18 protein-coding genes are annotated in these 18,596 nt (G+C 32.2%); 5 read left to right on the top strand and 13 right to left on the bottom strand.

The window, feature by feature from the left end:
* Positions 1-18: 18 nt before the first annotated feature.
* Genes LQ608_RS10720 through pfkB form a run of 3 tightly spaced genes read right to left on the bottom strand, consistent with a single transcriptional unit; the run spans position 19 to position 3,766 of the window.
* A complete protein-coding gene (locus tag LQ608_RS10720) occupies positions 19-975 on the bottom strand; it encodes a tagatose 1,6-diphosphate aldolase (RefSeq protein WP_239751882.1) in 957 nt (318 codons plus the stop codon).
* Positions 951-2,825, bottom strand: coding sequence for a fructose-specific PTS transporter subunit EIIC (locus LQ608_RS10725; protein ID WP_239751843.1), 1,875 nt, complete (start codon positions 2,823-2,825; stop codon positions 951-953). The genes LQ608_RS10720 and LQ608_RS10725 overlap by 25 nt, the downstream gene beginning before the upstream one ends.
* A 5-nt stretch (positions 2,826-2,830) precedes the next feature.
* Entirely contained in the window at positions 2,831-3,766 is a 936-nt protein-coding gene (gene pfkB / locus LQ608_RS10730) for a 1-phosphofructokinase (protein WP_239751845.1), read from the bottom strand.
* Between the two features lie 112 nt (positions 3,767-3,878).
* Between pfkB and LQ608_RS10735 the strand changes: the two genes are divergently transcribed.
* Positions 3,879-4,664 carry a MurR/RpiR family transcriptional regulator gene (locus LQ608_RS10735; RefSeq protein WP_239751847.1) on the top strand — a complete coding sequence of 262 codons (786 nt, stop codon included), beginning with the start codon at positions 3,879-3,881 and terminating at the stop codon, positions 4,662-4,664.
* 46 nt (positions 4,665-4,710) lie between these two features.
* Here the strand turns inward: LQ608_RS10735 and LQ608_RS10740 are convergent, their stop codons facing one another.
* Complete coding sequence (locus LQ608_RS10740; protein WP_115337060.1) at positions 4,711-5,295, bottom strand: LysE family translocator; 585 nt, start codon at positions 5,293-5,295, stop codon at positions 4,711-4,713.
* A 206-nt stretch (positions 5,296-5,501) separates the two neighbouring features.
* Here LQ608_RS10740 and LQ608_RS10745 point away from each other — a divergent pair, with 206 nt between their 5' ends.
* Positions 5,502-6,386, top strand: a complete 885-nt coding sequence (locus LQ608_RS10745; protein WP_239751849.1) for a nuclease-related domain-containing protein — start codon at positions 5,502-5,504, stop codon at positions 6,384-6,386.
* A 423-nt stretch (positions 6,387-6,809) separates the two neighbouring features.
* On the opposite strand, the gene LQ608_RS10750 is transcribed toward LQ608_RS10745, so the two are convergent.
* The 7 genes from LQ608_RS10750 to LQ608_RS10780 form a co-directional block, all read right to left on the bottom strand.
* The gene (locus LQ608_RS10750; RefSeq protein ID WP_239751850.1) at positions 6,810-7,847 is read right to left on the bottom strand and encodes a galactitol-1-phosphate 5-dehydrogenase; all 1,038 of its coding nucleotides are present in this window, start codon (positions 7,845-7,847) and stop codon (positions 6,810-6,812) included.
* A 30-nt stretch (positions 7,848-7,877) separates the two neighbouring features.
* On the bottom strand, positions 7,878-8,036 hold the full coding sequence (locus LQ608_RS10755; protein ID WP_088369002.1) for a hypothetical protein: 159 nt from the start codon (positions 8,034-8,036) through the stop codon (positions 7,878-7,880).
* A gap of 40 nt (positions 8,037-8,076) precedes the next feature.
* On the bottom strand, positions 8,077-9,108 hold the full coding sequence (locus LQ608_RS10760; RefSeq protein WP_107509788.1) for a zinc-binding dehydrogenase: 1,032 nt from the start codon (positions 9,106-9,108) through the stop codon (positions 8,077-8,079).
* Positions 9,109-9,128: 20 nt separating this feature from the next.
* Positions 9,129-10,388: a PTS galactitol transporter subunit IIC gene (locus LQ608_RS10765; RefSeq protein ID WP_239751851.1), complete on the bottom strand. Its 1,260-nt coding sequence runs from the start codon at positions 10,386-10,388 to the stop codon at positions 9,129-9,131.
* An 89-nt stretch (positions 10,389-10,477) separates the two neighbouring features.
* Positions 10,478-10,756: a PTS sugar transporter subunit IIB gene (locus tag LQ608_RS10770; protein ID WP_078357873.1), complete on the bottom strand. Its 279-nt coding sequence runs from the start codon at positions 10,754-10,756 to the stop codon at positions 10,478-10,480.
* A gap of 56 nt (positions 10,757-10,812) precedes the next feature.
* Positions 10,813-11,280, bottom strand: coding sequence for a PTS sugar transporter subunit IIA (locus LQ608_RS10775; RefSeq protein WP_208143524.1), 468 nt, complete (start codon positions 11,278-11,280; stop codon positions 10,813-10,815).
* A 19-nt stretch (positions 11,281-11,299) separates the two neighbouring features.
* Positions 11,300-13,405, bottom strand: coding sequence for a BglG family transcription antiterminator (locus LQ608_RS10780; protein WP_239751854.1), 2,106 nt, complete (start codon positions 13,403-13,405; stop codon positions 11,300-11,302).
* 240 nt (positions 13,406-13,645) lie between these two features.
* Here LQ608_RS10780 and LQ608_RS10785 point away from each other — a divergent pair, with 240 nt between their 5' ends.
* A complete protein-coding gene (locus tag LQ608_RS10785; RefSeq protein WP_239751855.1) occupies positions 13,646-14,356 on the top strand; it encodes a MerR family transcriptional regulator in 711 nt (236 codons plus the stop codon).
* Positions 14,357-14,660: 304 nt separating this feature from the next.
* On the opposite strand, the gene isaB is transcribed toward LQ608_RS10785, so the two are convergent.
* Positions 14,661-15,167, bottom strand: a complete 507-nt coding sequence (isaB, locus tag LQ608_RS10790; protein WP_119634100.1) for an immunodominant staphylococcal antigen IsaB family protein — start codon at positions 15,165-15,167, stop codon at positions 14,661-14,663.
* A gap of 454 nt (positions 15,168-15,621) precedes the next feature.
* On the opposite strand from isaB, the gene LQ608_RS10795 reads away from it, so the two are divergent.
* Positions 15,622-16,890 carry a pyruvate MFS transporter gene (locus LQ608_RS10795; protein WP_239751857.1) on the top strand — a complete coding sequence of 423 codons (1,269 nt, stop codon included), beginning with the start codon at positions 15,622-15,624 and terminating at the stop codon, positions 16,888-16,890.
* Between the two features lie 43 nt (positions 16,891-16,933).
* Here LQ608_RS10795 and LQ608_RS10800 read toward each other — a convergent pair whose 3' ends face one another.
* Positions 16,934-17,221 (bottom strand): putative quinol monooxygenase, encoded by a 288-nt coding sequence (locus tag LQ608_RS10800; protein ID WP_078357867.1) that lies wholly within the window; start codon positions 17,219-17,221, stop codon positions 16,934-16,936.
* Between the two features lie 222 nt (positions 17,222-17,443).
* Between LQ608_RS10800 and LQ608_RS10805 the strand changes: the two genes are divergently transcribed.
* The gene (locus LQ608_RS10805; RefSeq protein WP_239751860.1) at positions 17,444-18,445 is read left to right on the top strand and encodes an NADP-dependent oxidoreductase; all 1,002 of its coding nucleotides are present in this window, start codon (positions 17,444-17,446) and stop codon (positions 18,443-18,445) included.
* Positions 18,446-18,596: the final 151 nt, after the last annotated feature.

Below are 18,596 nucleotides of genomic sequence, written 5' to 3' on the forward strand. Positions count from 1 at the left end.
GAAGAGAATGGAGATGGCTTATATAGGTGTAGCAATTTCTCCAACTAATTTATTTAATTCTTGTATATTATTTTTACAGGTTGATTTCAGTTGATTTCTTGAGGATATAATACCATCTTCTACATATGCTTTTGCAGCATCACTCCAAGTGGCTCTTCCACATAATACACCATTAAACTTAGATCCTGACTTATATGCGAAGTTTAATGTATCAAGAAATAATTGTGATGTAACACCTGCACTTAAGAATATAAATGGTAAGTTGGTAACATTAGATTGCTCCAAAAAGAATTCAGCAGCTTCCTCTTTTGTATAAACATATTCATTCTTAGTATATCCCTCTACAAATTTCATATTAACAGGAATCTCTACCTTTAGTACATCTACATTAAATCTAGATTCGCTATAAAGACGCATGGCATTAATCACTTTATACGGCTTTACCTTAGCGAATTCTTTACCTTTTTCATCACCAATTGAGTCATCATATGTTAAAATTTCTAGGAAAAATGGTAATGATTCTGATGCACATTCACTACCAACTCTTTCTACAAAAGCTTCTTTTTGACTATTTATTTCTTCTGACTCATTAATGTCTACATAGATGAGAAGTTTGATAGCATCTGTACCTTTCGATTTCAAGTTTTTAACTGAACAATTTGGAATTAAGTCAGGAAATCTTCCTGGTGTTTTTTTGTCATAACCTGTTTTTTCATATGCCATTATCAAACCACAATTTGAATCTTTTGTATTAGCTGCATCTGTACCAAATTCAGGATCTAATAATATAGATGATGCATATGGTGTTAATTCATGTGATACTAACTCTTTAAAATTAGATATTTCTGTATTTGAAATATTTTCTCCCATCATTCTTTTTAAAGCACCTCTTTGGTCTATAGCTAATGCAGTAATAACACCTTTATTGTTAGTTAGTTTTTTTAAGGATTTCATTTCTTGTTCACTCCACTCAATAGATTTACGATTTCTTCTTTTGAATCTGAAGATATTAATTGATTTGTAAAATCATTGTCCATTAATTTTCTTGATAGGTTAGCTAAAATGTTCAAATGATCTTCACTATTATTTTCTGGCACTAATATACTTATCAAGAAATTAGTAGGTTTCTCATCTAAAGATGGCCATTCAATTTCATTATCCATTTTAATTACAATAAGACTTGCTTTACTAATCGATTTATCTGATACATGAGGTATAGCTATACCATTTTCCATTCCAGTACTACTTTCAGACTCACGTCTTTTTAAGCCTGAAAAGACTGAATTAAAATTGTCTGAAATATTTGTTTTAACTGATTGCTTGGCAATAAACTCTAAAGCATTATCTTTATTGTTGAAAGATTTATTTAAGAAAACTTGTTCACTGTCTACTATGTTGTTGGTAGGTTTAATTTTAGACTGTACATCCGACTCATTATTTTTAGTCACATGTCTTCTTTGTTCAATTGACATTAATATTCCCGCAACAAGCGCACCAATAATTATTGATACTACCCAAAAAATAGGATGAGTTACCACAGGCAATACTATAAATCCGCCGTGAGGAGCTGGAACTTCTACTTTCAACATATATGTGAGTATTGCAGCTATAGATGAGCCCACCATAAGTATCGGTATAATAATAAATGGTCGTTTAGCAGCAAATGGTATTGCCCCTTCGGTGATATGTGTTGAACCGAGTAAAAAATTGACAAATCCAGCACTTGCTTCAGATTGGCTGTAATATTTTCTAGAGAGTATAACTGAGAAACCAGTTGCTAATGGAGGAACTATACATGCAGCTGATACTCCAGCCATAAATAAGTGGTTACCTTGTGCTAATAGAGCAGTACCTGTTACATATGCTGCTTTATTTACTGGTCCACCCATATCAAATGCACACATTATACCAACGATTAAACCTAAAATTATTGGATTTGAGTTTTGAAAACCTGCTAAAAAGTCCATCATACCTTTATTTATAAATTCCATAGGTATTGATAAATACCACATTATAAAACCTGCAATAAAAATACCCAAAACAGGTAATAAAAATATTGCTTTCAAACCATCTAATGATTTAGGTAAGTTTTTTAGAGATTTTTGTAATAATAATACGATGGTACCAGCTAAGAAACCTCCTGCAATACCTCCTAGAAATCCTGTACCATTCGTATCAGCTATCATACCGACAATAAACCCTATAACTAGGCCAGGCCGATTGGCTATTGATTGTGCTATATAAGCACTAAGTATAGGAACCATCAGCCCCATAGCAATACCGCCTATTGTATTCATTTGTTCAGCAATTACATTATATTGATCAGATTTTGGATCGGCGGAGTATATGCCAAACATGAATGATATAGCAGTCATAACACCTCCTGCTACTACAAATGGAAGCATATGAGAAACACCATTCATTAGATGAACATATATTTTATGCCATAAATTAGAAGAACTATTTTCTTGTTGTTCAGAATTATCTAAGTGATTATTATTAGATTGATAAATTGCCACATCACCAGAAATAGCTTGATCAATTAACTGGTTTGCTTGCTTTATACCTTTTGAAACTGAAACATTAATAACTTTTTTACCTTTAAATCTATCGATATTTACATTCTTATCAGCTGCAATAATGATGACTTCAGCTTCATCAATTTCTTTTTCACTAAATTCATTTTCAGTTCCTCTTTGTCCATGTGTTTCCACTTTAATAGTGACATTTTTACTTTTAGCAGCATTTTCTAGTGCTTCAGCTGCCATGAAAGTATGTGCTATTCCCGTTGGACATCCTGTAACTCCTAAAAATTGATATTTCATAAATATCACCCCTGTTTAGTAACGTTTAATGTTGAAATTTGACTCTCTTTAAATAGTTTTTCAGTATCGCTAAAGTCAGTGAGTCCTGATTTGAATGCTGTAGAAGAACCGGCAGCAACAGCTCTTTTTAGAGCAGTTGCTTCATCTAAAGTCTCTTGAAAAGTATGGTAATATGTTGCTAAAATTGTATCTCCAGCTCCAGCTGTATTTATAACTTCACCTTTTGGAGCTGTACAATAATAACTACAATATTTATTGAAAAAATATGCTCCATTTCCTCCAACAGATACTATTACATTTTGACAACCTTCTTTAATAAGTAAATTCGATACAAATGCAATGTCTTTATCAGAATTTAGATCATGATCTGGAAATAGGTTTTGTAATTCTTCTTCATTTGGTTTGATTAAAAATGGTTTATATTTGATGATTTCTTTTAAAATAGGATGGCTTGTATCAATAATCAATTTAAATCCTATTGATTTAGATAGTTTTGCAATTGTTAATAAAATTTCACCATCAAGTCCCTTGGGAAGACTTCCAGAAACGAAAAGAATATCATTGCTATTCAAATTCTTTATTTTTGATAATAGTGAATTTATTTCATTTTTCTTAATGATTGGTCCGGAATTAACAATTTTATATTCACCTTGATTTGATTTAAGAAATACATTAATTCTAGTGTTACCTTCTACTTCAATAAAATCTGTTTGAATATTCATTTTTTCTAATTCATCTTTGACGAATTTTCCACTAAATCCACCTACAAATCCTGTTGCAATGTTCGGAGTACCTAATTTACTTAAAATTACAGATATGTTAACACCTTTTCCATTAGGTTGAAATTCATCATAAATACTTCTATTTACATAATCAGGTTTAAAATCATTCATATGAACGAACATATCAATTGCGGTGTTTAATGTACATGTGTATATCATAAGAAATCATCCTTTCTTAATAATGATTATGGCATGCACACAAATGAAAATGTTTACACTTTATATGATATAGTAAAAATAAAGTGAAAATATTTACAAAAGGAGAGTAAACATGAATTTTCAGCAACGCGTACAATATTTTTATAATAAGTTAAGCGATAGTGATAAATACTTAATTAAATATATAGAAAAAAATTATCTTGATATGGTAAATCTTTCAATTATTAAATTGAGCGAAGATGCTAATGTATCTACTTCAACGATAGTAAGGTGTATGAAAAAATTAGAATACAGTGGATTTACAGATTTTAAGTTTCAAATTGCATTAGAGATTTCTAATACCAATCCTAAATCATTGGAACAAGTAGAATATATTGATAGTCAAATTCAAACTGCGATTATTAAAAATAAAGAAGAAGTTGATAAGACTATTAGATATATTCAATCTTCTATAATTGAGGACGCTATATCGGCAATTAAATACAGTAAAAAAGTTACTATATTTGCAAGAGGATTTTCTGAACATATATCAAATGAAATGACAATTAAACTGCAATTACTAAATAAATATACTGAAGAACATAATGATCCAAATATAATTCGAATAAAATCAAAAACATTTACAAAAGATGATTTGGTAATATTTATTTCTTTGAACGGTGAAACAGAAGAGCTTGTGGAAGCTGCTGAATATTGTAAAAACTTAAATGTTAAAACAATTTGTTTAACAACAAATAAGGAAGGTAGACTATATGAACTATGCGATATAATTTTATTGGGATTTAAATCTGATAAAAATTATTTACCTGAATATGAAGTTAGGTCGAGGTTGCCTTTACAAGTTTTATCTAGAATACTTTTGGATGCATATGTAATAAGAAATGATCAAAATAGTTAATACAAAACACCCCCTAAACCATGGAATGTGGATTAGGGGGTTGTTTTTATGTAAAGAGAATGGAGATGGCAGTATAGACGAGAAGAAGTGCCATTATAATATTAAATGCTAATTCATGTTCATTGATAAACTTTTTAAAGATTGAACCAAAGACACTCCAACTGAAAGAGGAAAGGAACCCGATCAGTGCTAAATATGTAATTAAGATAATTTGGACGGAGAAATGTTCAAAGTTCGGTGTTATAAATGCAGCCACAACACTTAATGCATAAATCACACCTTTAGGATTTATGAACTGTAACAACATACCAAATTTAATATTATTGTATCTGCTACTAAACGATTGAGCGTCAGTACCTTTGCTTGTTCCAATTTTGTATGCTAAATAAAGTAAATAAATTGCCCCGAAAATTTTCATATATAGTTGTACTTTTGGGAAGACGTGATATAAAGCATTACTAAAGAAATTTGAAACGAGAAGTAATAGAAAGAATCCCAGTGCAACACCAATACAAAATTTGATTGTACCTCGTAGACCAGTTTGTTTAGAATAATATAAAGACATAATATTATTTGGTCCAGGTGTGAAGCTCGAAACTATAGCATAAATGGTCATAGATAAAAATGTCATATAAAACGCCCTTTCAAGTATAACTATTGAGTGTATTGTATCTTTAGATGGATGTATTGTAAATGCTCGATTGGGTAGCATATCATTTAGATGAAATAAAATGGTTAAATAGTACTGATGTAATAGATAGTGAAACTTTAGTATTTTAGTTTATCTTTTCATGGGTATTCTCTATAATAATTGTAAAGAAATTCGGAGGTGCATCGATGAACAGTCAAACTTATTTATTAGCTCTTAAAAATCGTATTATTCAGGATAGACTTGATGAAGATACAAGAAATTATATTAAAGGTTTGGAGGGAGAAACTTTTATCAAACGTATTCTAGATGAATATCCTGATCTTCATTATTTATATGATTTTCACATAAGCCACAAAAACCGTGTTCAAATTGATTTTTTAATTGTAACGGACGATGCTATATGTCACTTTGAGGTTAAACATTATTCTGGAGATTATACTATTAAAGATGAACAGCTTATAAACAGATTTGGAAATATGTTTTATACCCCTTTTCAGCAATTACGGCGAGCCAATCATGAATTAAATTACTTAATATCCCACATGAATATTCACAAACCCTTGCATTCTTATCTTATTTTTACAAACCACAAATTCACTTTAAAAGGTACTATACCTAATCATTTCAATATCTTATTACCAACAGAATTACATAAACTTAAATATATGCTCAAAAATGAAAATTCTTTAGAAAATGCAAATATCTTAAATATGTTTCAACGGGAGCATAGGGACTTTTCACATATTTATAAGAATATTAAAAAAGTCCCAATGTCTTGTTTAAGACCAGGTTTGAAATGCCCGAAATGTAAGAGATTGAATACGATTGAAATAGAAGACCACAAGAAATACTTGAAATGTAGATTATGTGATTTCAAAGACATACGACAAAATGTTTATTTATTTAATTTGTTAGAACTCTATATGTGTAAAGGGGAAGCATTTATTTTATCAGAAGCCCAAGAATGGTGTGGAGCAGGGAATAGATATACTATAAGAAGAGTATGTGATAAGTATTTTAGTAGTACAAAAAAGAATCCAAAAAGATATTATAAAACCCAAAAAAAATAGATAAGATAGTCATTGAACATTGCAAGATGAGGCTGACTAGCAACATTGAGGCATTGAACATTGCAAGATGAGTCAGACTAGCAACATTGAGGCCCTGAACATTGCAAGATGAGGCTGACTAGCAACATTGGAGCTTCGAACATTGCAAGATGAGCCAGACTAGCAACATTGAGGCCCTGAACATTGCAAGATGAGGCTGACTAGCAACATTGGGGCTTCGAACATTGCAAGATGAGCCAGACTAGCAACATTGAAGCTTCGAACATTGCAAGATGAGGCTGACTAGCAACATTGAGGCATCGAACATTGCAAGATGAGCCAGACTAGCAACATTGGGAGCTGACGTCGAACATTAAAAACAGGGGCGCGCATGGCGTGCCCCTGTTTTTTCTTAAGGTATTATTGATTTATGGTCATGTTTATTTATGGATGAAAGATTACTTTGTCATAATGTTGCTTTCTATTTACTAAGTTATAAAATGTTTCTGGTCCTTTTTCTAAATCGAGTCTATCTGAAATGATGGGATCTACATTGATTTCTCCAGTGGACATATAGTGTAATGTTGCTGTCCATTCTTCTCCTGGGAAGGGTGCGGATAGACCGTTCCATGATCCTATTACGTTTAGTTCGTTTCGTAATATTTTCTCAAAGTGTTGTCGTTTAATTTCTATATCAGAATAAGGGATGCCTAATAATAAGACTTCTCCACCTTTAGTTGGTAAGGTTAATACTTGTCCTATTGTGAATGGAGATCCTGCTGATTCAACGGCAACATCTATTTTATCTGGTATAGCTAAGATAGCATCATCTAAGTTTTCTTCTTTTGAATTGATTGTATAATCTGCTCCTAGTTCTTTTGCAATGTCTAGTTTATGATTATCGATATCTATGGCTATGATTTTTGCAGCACCGAATATTTTCGCCCATTGTATAGCTAGTAAGCCTATACTACCACATCCCATAATTGCTACTGTTGCACCAGGTTTCATACGTGTACGATAGAATCCGTGTGCGACAACTGCAGACGGTTCAACCATTGCTGCAGTATCTAAATCTACATTATCTGGGAGTTTTAGTACATTACTAGCTGGCAATTTAACATACTCTGCGAAACAACCTGGTTCATATGAGCCTATTACATATAAATTTTCACATCTGGAATATTCGCCTTTTTCACAGTAATGACATTTATGACAGACGATAGCGGGACAACCTGTTACAGTATCTCCTATATTTAAGTCTGTGACATCATTGCCTATTTGTTCAACTACACCAGAAAATTCATGACCAAATGTCATACCTTCTTTATATGGTCCAAGCTTTTTATAGCGTGATGTATCTGACCCACATATGCCGGTTGCTTTAACTTTAATAATGACATCATCAGGTGATTCAAGTTCTGGCTTTGTTGTTTCTTCAAATCTTAAATCTTCAATATCGTATAAATTTAGGGCTTTCAATAATGATATCCTCCCCTCTATTCTTACTTGTTATGATGTTTGTTCTGAAGTGACTTTCTTTTTCTTGAAAAGTTTTGCTCCAAAATAACTTACAAAAACAGCGCTATTACAAAATAATAAGTTATCCATATAGAATCCTGTAATACCTCTCATCGGTCCAAGCATAAAATCTAACATGTGTTCTACCATAATCAACATTCTCCTTTTTTATCTATAAAAGATAATTTATTTATTCGATAGGGCGTAGTAATACTTTAATCCCTTCGCCACCTTTAATGTGATTGTAACCTTCATCCCACTCTGTAATATCAAGTTCAGCTGTAACAAGCGCTTCTGCATCAACTTGACCTGTACTCATGAGTTGTAACGATGGTTCCCAATCGGCAGGTTTCTGACTTCTACTACCGACAACTCTAATTTCTTTTTGAACGATTTTTTCTAAATCAAAAGGAATTTCAGCATCTTTAAAAATACCTACTTGAACGTATCGTCCTTTTTTACGTAATAAATCAAGTCCTTGTTTGGCTGCGGGTACTGCACCTGAACATTCTAATACAACGTCTGCACCATAGTTATTCGTTATGTTGTTTACATATTCTTTTAAATCTGTATGTTGAATGTTTACTACATGATCTAAATTAAGTTCTTCAGCTTTATTTAAACGTGCTTTATCATTATCTAATCCAGTAATAACAACTTTACCGCCTTTACTTTTAACCACTTGTGCTACAAGTAATCCGATTGGTCCAGGACCCATGACTACAACAGTATCACCTTGATTAATATCAATTTTTGATACTGCATGGTGTGCACATGCTAAAGGTTCAGTCATAGAAGCAGCTTTATAAGATACGTTATCTGGTAATTTATGAACACTTGCAGCTCTTGCAACAAGATATTGAGTAAATCCACCATTTTGTTGTGTACCTAAACCTTTTCGATGATTGCATAAGTTATAATCACCTGTTTGACAATATTCACATTCTCCACAAATGTAATAAGTAGTTTCAGAAGTAACGCGATCACCAATTTCGAAATCTTGAACATTTTCTCCAACAGTCACGATTTCACCTGAGAACTCATGGCCAAGCGTTACTGGAAAGTTAACATTATAGTGTCCTTCATAAGTGTGAACATCAGTACCACAAATACCTGCGTAATGAACTTTTATTTTCACTTCGTTTTCTTCTGGTTCTGGAATTTCTCTATCTAACACTTCTAAGTTGCCAAATCCTGGTGCTGTTTTTACTAATGCTTTCATGTAATGTCATCCCCTTAATGTTAGTTGAACAAATCAAAGAACTTGAAGATAATATAGTTTAAGATGTTACCACCTTGGTCAAGACTTGAGATTTGTGATGATCCTGATGGCATTTTAACGTTTGTACCGTCAGCCATACTTGTGAAAATAGGTGCTATATCAGTTGCAATGTATAGTGAGATAGCAATCATAATTGTACCGACAATAACAGAGTGAATGATGTTACCACGTGCTGCTCCTACTATGAATGCTACGATAAATGGAATAGTTGCTAAGTCACCAAAAGGTAATACTTGGTTACCTGGTAAAATAACTGCTAATAACACAGTGATTGGAACTAAGATTAATGCTGTTGAAATAACTGCAGGGTGTCCTAAAGCTACAGCAGCATCTAAACCAATGTAAATTTCGCGGTCTCCGAAACGTTTGTTTAACCAAGTACGTGCTGATTCAGATACAGGCATTAAACCTTCCATAAGAATCTTAACCATACGAGGCATTAATACCATAACTGCCGCCATAGACATACCTAAGTTGATAACATCTCCAGCATTGTATCCAGCTAATAAACCGATTGCTAAACCAAGTACAAGACCTACGAAGATAGATTCACCAAAAGCACCAAATCTTTTTTGAATAGTGTCTGGATCAGCGTTTAATTTGTTGATACCAGGGATTTTTTGAAGTCCTTTAACTAAGAAAATACCAGGTACATAAGAAATCGTACTACCAGTTGCAATTGATACACCTGGTAAATCATAGAATTTGCTCATCATTGGAGCAGTCCAGTCAGCTACTTTTAAGCAGACGATTTGGAATAATGCAGCAGCAACTAGTGACTGCCAAATGCTACCAGATATTGCATAAACCATAGCACCACAGAATGTATAGTGCCAGAAGTTCCAAATATCAACGTTCATCGTTCTAGTCGTCTTAGTTAACAACATAATGACATTAATTACGATACCTAATGGAATAATAAATGCTGCTATAACAGAAGCCCATGCAATTGAAGAAGTTGCTGGCCAACCTACATCAATCACGTTTAAGCTAACGCCTAAGTTTTTAACCATTGCTTGTGCAGCAGGTCCTAAGTTGTTAACAAGTAAATCAATTACTAAGAAAATACCTACGAAGGCAACACCAATCGTTAAACCAGATCTAAATGCTGCACCGACTTTTTGTCTGAAGAATAATCCTAATAAGAATATGACAATCGGTAAAATAACCGTTGCACCTAAATCAAGAAAAGCTTGAATAAAATTTACGAAACCATTCATTCTCTACACCATCCTCTTTTTTAAAAGAATGAGGATGAAATATCATGATTCTTATTTCAACCTCATGCTAGATTTTAAATTTAGTTGTTTTAACTTTGTAATACTTCTAGAATTTCTTTTTTCGTATCTTCAATTCCGATACCAGTTAAGAAGTTACGAGCATTAATTACTGGAAAATCGTATTGTTTTTGAGTCATTGCTGTTGTAACTAATAAATCAGCTGTATCAACATAAGGACCGACTTCAGTGATTTTAATTTGTTTTATATCTAATTTAATATTGTGTTCTTTAGCCATTTCTTCGATTGCGTTATTTACCACTGTTGATGTTGCGATTCCTGCTCCACATGCTACTAATACTTGTTTCATAATAATTTCCTCCTAATTTGAGTCGATATAAGAATCAACTCTTCCATTTAATTTTTTTATGCTTCACTTAGTTCTTTGTCTATTGCATCTACAATTGATTGTTTATCTTTTGCATTAGCTATGAACGATAGTAATTGATCGTTTTGGAAAATGCCCATTAATTTTTGCAATAATGAAAGTTGAGCATCTTCTTTATCCATTGCTAACATGAAAATTAATTTAACATCTGTTGTTTCTTCCAGCTCTCCCATAATGACAAATGGAACTGTTTCTTTTAGAACTGCAATACCTATTGATTTTGATTCGACATGTTGTATATCGGTATGCGGGATTGCAACGGAACAATATACAGTTGGTAAACCAGTTGCAAATGATTTTTCTCTTTCAATAACAGCGTCTTTGTAAGTATCTTTGACATAACCGTTTTGGTGCATGACTTCTGATAACTTACTCAATGCTTCCACATTTGTCGTTGCCTCTAAATCAAGAATGACGTTTGAGACATCGATTTTTAAATCTTGCATTTTATGCAACCCCTTTGATTTAATCTATTTTTGAAAAATGTTGAATGATTTCAAATATATCTTTTTTTGAATCTGCTTTAACAATTTGTTGAATTGCATCATTATCTTGAGACATATCTCTCAATTGAAGTAGTGGTCTCAAATGCTTAAATTTGTCTGTTGCAGCTATCACTACAAAAATTTGAACTTTGAATCCAGTACTTAACTCAAGCGGCTCTTCCAATACCAACATACTCATAGATGTTCTATGAACGACTTGGTCTCCTTCTGCATGTGGGATTGCGATGTTTTGGTTGATAACCATATAAGTATCATCGAAAGCTTTATGCATTTTATCTATATATTGAGAATCAATATATTTCATTTTGACAAGCGGTTCGGCTGTTAAGCGAATGGCTTCTTCGACATCAACAACACTATGAACAAAACGGATATGATTCGTTGGTAACAGATCTTGTAAATTCAAAGTACTATTGATCGATAATGTTGATGCCTTCACAGAGGAATAAGCATACGTATCTTCAAATTGTTCTTTAACTTTTTTGGAAAGTTCAGATTCATTATGAACTGTTGCATGCTCTCTAATTATTGATAGCATTTTTTCTACTTGTATATCAGTTTCTATTGTGTTGTTTAATTGTCCAAACACATGCTGACGTAATTCGTGTTTTTCTTGAGCAGTTAATATTGTTTTAGTGATGTATAATCGTTTATTCGTCATGATATGCATTGGAGAAAATACAATGTCAAAATCTAACTCATATTGATTAAAATCACGTAACGACAAAGCATCTAGAAATATGAATTCTGGAAATACACTACGTAATTCTTGTAGCATCAGCTGTGAAATGGAAGTACCTTGTGTGCAAACTACCACTGCTTTTACTTTTTGTTCGATTTCCTCGTCTTGGCTTCTTAAACTGCCTCCAATTAAAATGGTTAAATAAGCAATTTCATTTTCTGGCAATGAGTGACCAAAAAACTTTTCTAAAGGTTTAGATGATAGTTTTACGAGATGAAAGAGTTCTTTATAATCTTCTTTCAATGAATTTTCTAAACCATCTATATCAGATAATTCATATCTAATACGATAAAAAGCTGGTTCCATATGAAGCATCAGTTGATTCATTAAAGATTCTCTATCAGTAAAAGTAATAAAAGTAATTTTTTCAAATTGCTCAATCATTTCTTCGAGTGCCTTATTTAACTCTGGAATATGTTGAACATCACTGATATCTGACCATTGAACACTTGTTGCGAGTAGTTGCAATGTTATAAATAATTTCTCTTGTCTTGGAATATCTGAATATGTTGATGTCAGTATTTCTGTTGCTTGATATTCTTTTGTATCAGATAAGTCATCATAACCAATAGAAAATGATGAAACGATTTTGTCGTGCTTGATTCTTCGTAAAATTAAGTAAAGTTTATATGGTAATGTTCGAGTACTTTGATCAATAAATTTTCTATCTAAATATTGTTCGATTTTTGAAATTTGGATATTAATTAAATCAATTTTATCTTCTTCAACCTTTAAACCATTTACAATATCAGACTGAGAAATTTGCAATGTGAATGCTTTATCGACTAGCCTCATAAGAAGGCGACGTATTTCAAACTCATCACCAACTAAGTAGTAACCATTTGTACGACTATACTGAAGATTAACTTCATAAGGTTTGAGAAGTTCTTTCAACTTTTTAATATCATTCAAAATAGTATTTTTACTAACTTCTAAATCTATTGAAAAGTGATTTAATGAAAGTCCTTCTTCTTCACTAAACAACATCAACAAAATGAGATGCGCGCGTTGGTAAGAAGTGTATATCTGCTCATTTTCTTGATAGGTGGATTCGTTTGGAACATTTAGAAATTCTTTAATTCTGTCATCAACGATAAAATAACCTTGGCTAGTTCGTTCGATTTCCGGATAATCTTGTTCTTTAAACCAGTCATTTAACTTTTGAATCCTATATCCTAGTTGTCTGCGAGAAATGTTAAACATTGATTCTAAGTCTTTACCTTTAATTTTTGGGTTTTTAATCATTTCTGAAATGATATTAAAGTTTTCCTTCTGTATTTTGAATCCCTCCTTTGTTGTTAAATATAACTTAACACAGCACATCAAAGAGTTGTACAAACGTTAATCACAAATGTTATATAAATAGTTGTACACCGTTGTGATTAACAATTGAGAATCCCTAATGTACTGCTCTTTTGTAAATATTTTATTTTGAACACATACTATTAATAGTGCGGGTAGACTTCCCTGAATTTTTTGAGAAAAGTATAAGTTAAAGCTTGATAATGACGTTGCGTCATCAAGTACAATTGAGATAAGAAAAATAAAACAGGAGGAGTTAATATGAATAAAACAACTGGAGAAGTAGCAAGTTTATGTAACATTACAGTTAGAACCGTTCAATATTATGACAAAAAAGGAGTTATTAGCCCTAGTAACACTTCAGAAAACAATCGAAGACTTTATACAGAAGAGGACATCAATCAATTAAGACTAGTACTAACGTTGAAAGATATGAACTTTTCGTTAAAAGAAATAAAAGAACTATTGAATTCAAACCAATCAATCAATACATTGAATATCTTATTAAGCGAGAAACTATTAGATCTCGAAAACGGAATACAACAACAGACAGAACAAGTAGAACAAATTAAATTTATAAGAGAGAATATAAGTAAAGAAAGCGAATATCCAGTATCAAACGTACTTAATTTAAAAAACAAATCAAAAAAGCATCAAGAAATGAAAACATTCAGAAGAAAATTTATGGGCACATCATTAATAGTAGGTGCATTTCAATATAGTAGTATTATCACATCAATTATGAAGAAAAAGTGGAAACCCATAATTACTGTATATCCATTTATTTTTATATATGCAGCAATAGCAACAAAGAAATACTATTCAGTAGTGAGTTACTTATGCCCAAATTGTCAACAAGAGTTCAAACCACTGTTCTCAGAATGGTTTAAGTCCAATCACACTTACCAAACAAGAAAATTAGAATGCCCACATTGTGGCGTTGAGAGTTACTGCATAGAAACACACGTTTAATAGGAAAAGAGTAGCAGGTGTTGTTTATAAAGGGGGTACGTTATGAACAAAAGTTGGTAAAATTGCTGATAAGGGTGTGTTAAAAGCAGTTCTAGGTAAAATTGCTGATAAGGGGTGTGTTAAAAGCAGTTCTATGCAAAATTGCAGACAAGAGGTGCGTTAAAAGCAGTTCTAGCTAAAATTGCTGATAAGGATATCTTTACAAGATGAAAGGCTAAGACAAATTAATTTGTCTTAGCCTCTTAACATTCTATAAAATTAGATTTGTATATTACTATCTTCTTCATATATTAAAGTATTACTTTTATTGAGGTATTACGCCAAGTTCCATATGAACGAGATAACCATCTTCATCAAATGACGCGAGATAGTATTGGTTTAATGTTCCATATTTTAAATATTGGTCACCTTTTTCTACTATCATTGTTGGTTCATGTGCTTTTTTAAATTCTTCTTTTGTTACAACACCTGATTTGACATCAAACATGATTGTTCCGACTTTACCGTTTTGATCCTTCATTATTTTTGTATCGTATACTTCTGTGGATTTTCCTCCAGTACCTGTTTTGGCGTCAGCATCTGTTTGATAGCCATTAATTGTAACATTGTCCGCATATAAAGCTTCAACAAAATTATAATCTAATACAAAGTTAGGATTGTTGTATGTGTATCCGTCGTAGTTATACCATGGTGTAGTTTCTGACTCTGATTGAGCTGCAATTGCATCGTCTGTATTTCCGACAGCTGTTACACCAAATAATAATCCTGTCGATAGGGCAGTTGTACCTATCAATTGATATACTTTTTTCATCGTCTTCACTCCCTTTAATTGATATAACTTCTCTTTTAGCTAGGTGTCAAAAAATAACTTGTAATATTACAATACCCTTAATGAACTGCATAAACCAAAAATTAAAATGTTGAACTTAAAGTTCCATATTCACACAAGTCGAGAGAAGTGTAACTATAGATGCCCATATTCACACAAGTTAGAAGAAGTGTACCTATAGGTGCCCATATTCACACAAGTCGAAAGAAGTGTAACTACGGTCATCTATTTACACACAAATTTGCAGAGTATTGTATGATAGACCCCGTCAATTCAAGTGTTTTGTGTATTTATTCACAATAAAATATATGCCAAAATTTTAAAATTTATATTGTAAGCGTTTCCTAATTATGCTATATTCGACTTACTAATAATTAAAGTCATCATATGACCGCATGAATAAAAAAGGGAAATTAATTAAGAAAGTTGGATATTTATGAATGAAAAAAGAACTAATATAAGATGGTATTTTGCTATAGCATTTTTCATCATAGGGATTATTGCATATATGGACCGTTCAAACATCTCTATTATTGCTGGGCCGATGATGGAAGATTTAAACATGAACAAAACTCAATTCGGGTTCTTAGCATCCTTCTTCTCACTAGGTTATGCTTTAATGCAAGTACCTTCAGGAATTCTTGCTGAGAAATTTGGACCTAAGAAAATGTTAACAATCGCTTTACTATGGTGGAGTGCATTTACGATTTTAACTGGTATTGTTAAAAATCACGGTTTACTATACTTTGTACGTTTCTTATTTGGTATTGGTGAAGCACCAATGTACCCATCAAATGCTGTGTTTAATAGTTATTGGTTTAACAAAAATGAAAAAGGTCGTGCTTCTTCAGCACTATTAGCCGGATCATATTTTGGACCAGTTATTGCACCAATCGTTACAATCGCTATTATGACTTCATTCGGTTGGGAAGCGGTATTCTATATCTTTGGTTTTATAGGTGTAATTATCGCGATTTTATGGGCAATTATCGCTAAAGACTTACCTGAACAACATAAAATGGTAAATGAAGCTGAGAAGAAATTTATTATGCAAACGCGTGATGTAGTGGATACTGAAAAAACATCAGCACCATGGAAAATCTTCTTTAGCCGTTTTAGCTTTTATGCTATTGCAGCACAATACTTTGTAGTACAGTTCGTAATTACATTATTCTTAATTTGGTTACCTACATATATACACGAAGAATATCATGTTGATTTTGAAAAAATGGGCTTCATTGCTGGTGCTCCATGGTTAGCAATGTTTGTACTGATTATGTTAGGTGGAACAATTTCAGATAAAATTTTATCAAGCGGTAAATCTAAGTTTGCTGCACGTGGTATTATCGCAATCACTGGATTCGTCGTATTCTGTATTTCATTATACTTTGCTCTAGCTACTGACAACTTATACTTGAATATCTTCTGGTTATCACTTTGTCTTGGTGGAGTAGGTTTATCAATGGGAATGAGTTGGGCAACAGCTACAGACTTAGGTCGTAACTTTGCCGGTACTGTTTCTGGTTGGATGAACTTATGGGGTAATTTAGGTGCGCTATTAAGTCCAATTTTAGCTGGTTTCTTAGCAGACAAAATTGGTTGGACATGGACATTACAATTAATGATGGTTCCTGTAGTATTCGCAATTATCATGTGGTTCTTTATTAAACCGGATAATCCTTTAGTTAAAGATGAAACTGTATAAATAAAAAATCTATTGCCATAAAAGTGGCAATAGAATTTTTTTATTATTCTTTATTTAAACTTACTTTAATATCAGCAGGTCCAGCTAGTAATGGTTTTACATTGCTAAAGAAGCTTAAGAAATGTTCACTATTATTATGTGATTCAATTGCTTCTTGGTTCTCCCAAATTTCATACATTAAATAAGTGTTTTCTTTTTCTGTAGACTTAAAGTGTTCGTAACCGATATTTCCTTCTTCGTTTCTTGATGATTCAACTAAATTTTTTATTAATGATTCATATTGTTCAACAGATTGTGATTGAACTTCGAATTTAGCATTTATAATAATCATAAGATGACCTCTTTCTCTCTATCAATTTTATTTACTATAATGCATCATGACAGAACATAATAGAAAAGTAAATTTTAAAAGCTTAGTATTTCTATAGTTTTATTGAAATATCGAATTAAAGGAAAAACAAATTATTTGAGTCTCTTATTAATCAAGTCTAATATCTATTTATATAAAGGAAATAAATTGAATAATTTTTAGTTATAAATTAGGAGGAAAATCATGAAAAATGAACAAATAGTATTAGCTAAAAGAACAGAAGGTATTCCTCAAGATGATGTATTTCGCTATGAAGAGATCGACGTTAGAGAACCAAATAGCGACGAAGTATTATTAAAAACGATATATGTATCCGTTGATCCTTATATGAGAGGTAGAATGAACGATTCAAAAAGTTACACGCAGTCATATGAATTAGATAAACCTTTTAACGGGCATATCGTAGCTGAGGTAGTTCAATCTAACTCTAGTGAATTACAAAAAGGAGACGTTGTTACGGGTGTACTGCCTTGGCAAAAATTTATAACCATTAACCAAAAATACGTAACTAAAATAGCTTCTAATGAAGTACCGTTATACTTATATTTAAGTGTACTTGGTATGCCAGGAATGACAGCTTATCAAGGATTGTTGAAAATTGGTAAACCACAAGAAGGAGAAACTGTAGTTGTTTCAGCAGCTTCAGGGGCAGTAGGGTCAGTAGTTGGACAAATTGCTAAACTTAAAGGTGCTCATGTTGTTGGTATAGCAGGCGGCTCCGAGAAAGTTAATTATTTAACTGAAACGTTAGGTTTCGACGAAGGTGTAGATTATAAAAAAGATGATTTTGCTGAAAAACTTGAAAAAGCAGTACCAAATGGAATAGATGTATATTTTGAAAATGTAGGTGGAGAACTTTCAGATGAAGTATTTAAACACCTTAATAAATTTGCACGAATTCCAGTTTGTGGCGCGATATCTTCATATAATCTTAAAGGTGAGGACATCGGACCTCGCATACAACAAACACTTATAAAAAACCAAGCACTTATGCAAGGTTTTATAGTTGCTCAATTTAATGAAGATGTTAAAGAAGCTAGTGAACAATTAGCACAATGGATACAAGAAGGTAAAATAAAATCAGAAGTAACAATAGATGAAGGATTTGACCAAATACCAAATGCATTCCGTAAATTATTTACAGGAGATAACTTTGGTAAGCAAGTCATTAAAGTATCAGAATAATATAGTAAATAAAAAACACGCCCAATCCACTATTAATAATTTTGGATAGGGCGTGCTTTTTATTTTTCTTCTCTTGTTTCTCTTTTAAATTCATCTTGTGTATTCATGCTATGAGAGAGATAATATTACTTAAAAGAGAAAACGAGGTGCG

It is taken from the genome of Mammaliicoccus sp. H-M34, from assembly GCF_022386495.1.
In the GTDB taxonomy this organism is placed as follows: Bacteria; Bacillota; Bacilli; order Staphylococcales; family Staphylococcaceae; genus Mammaliicoccus; species Mammaliicoccus fleurettii.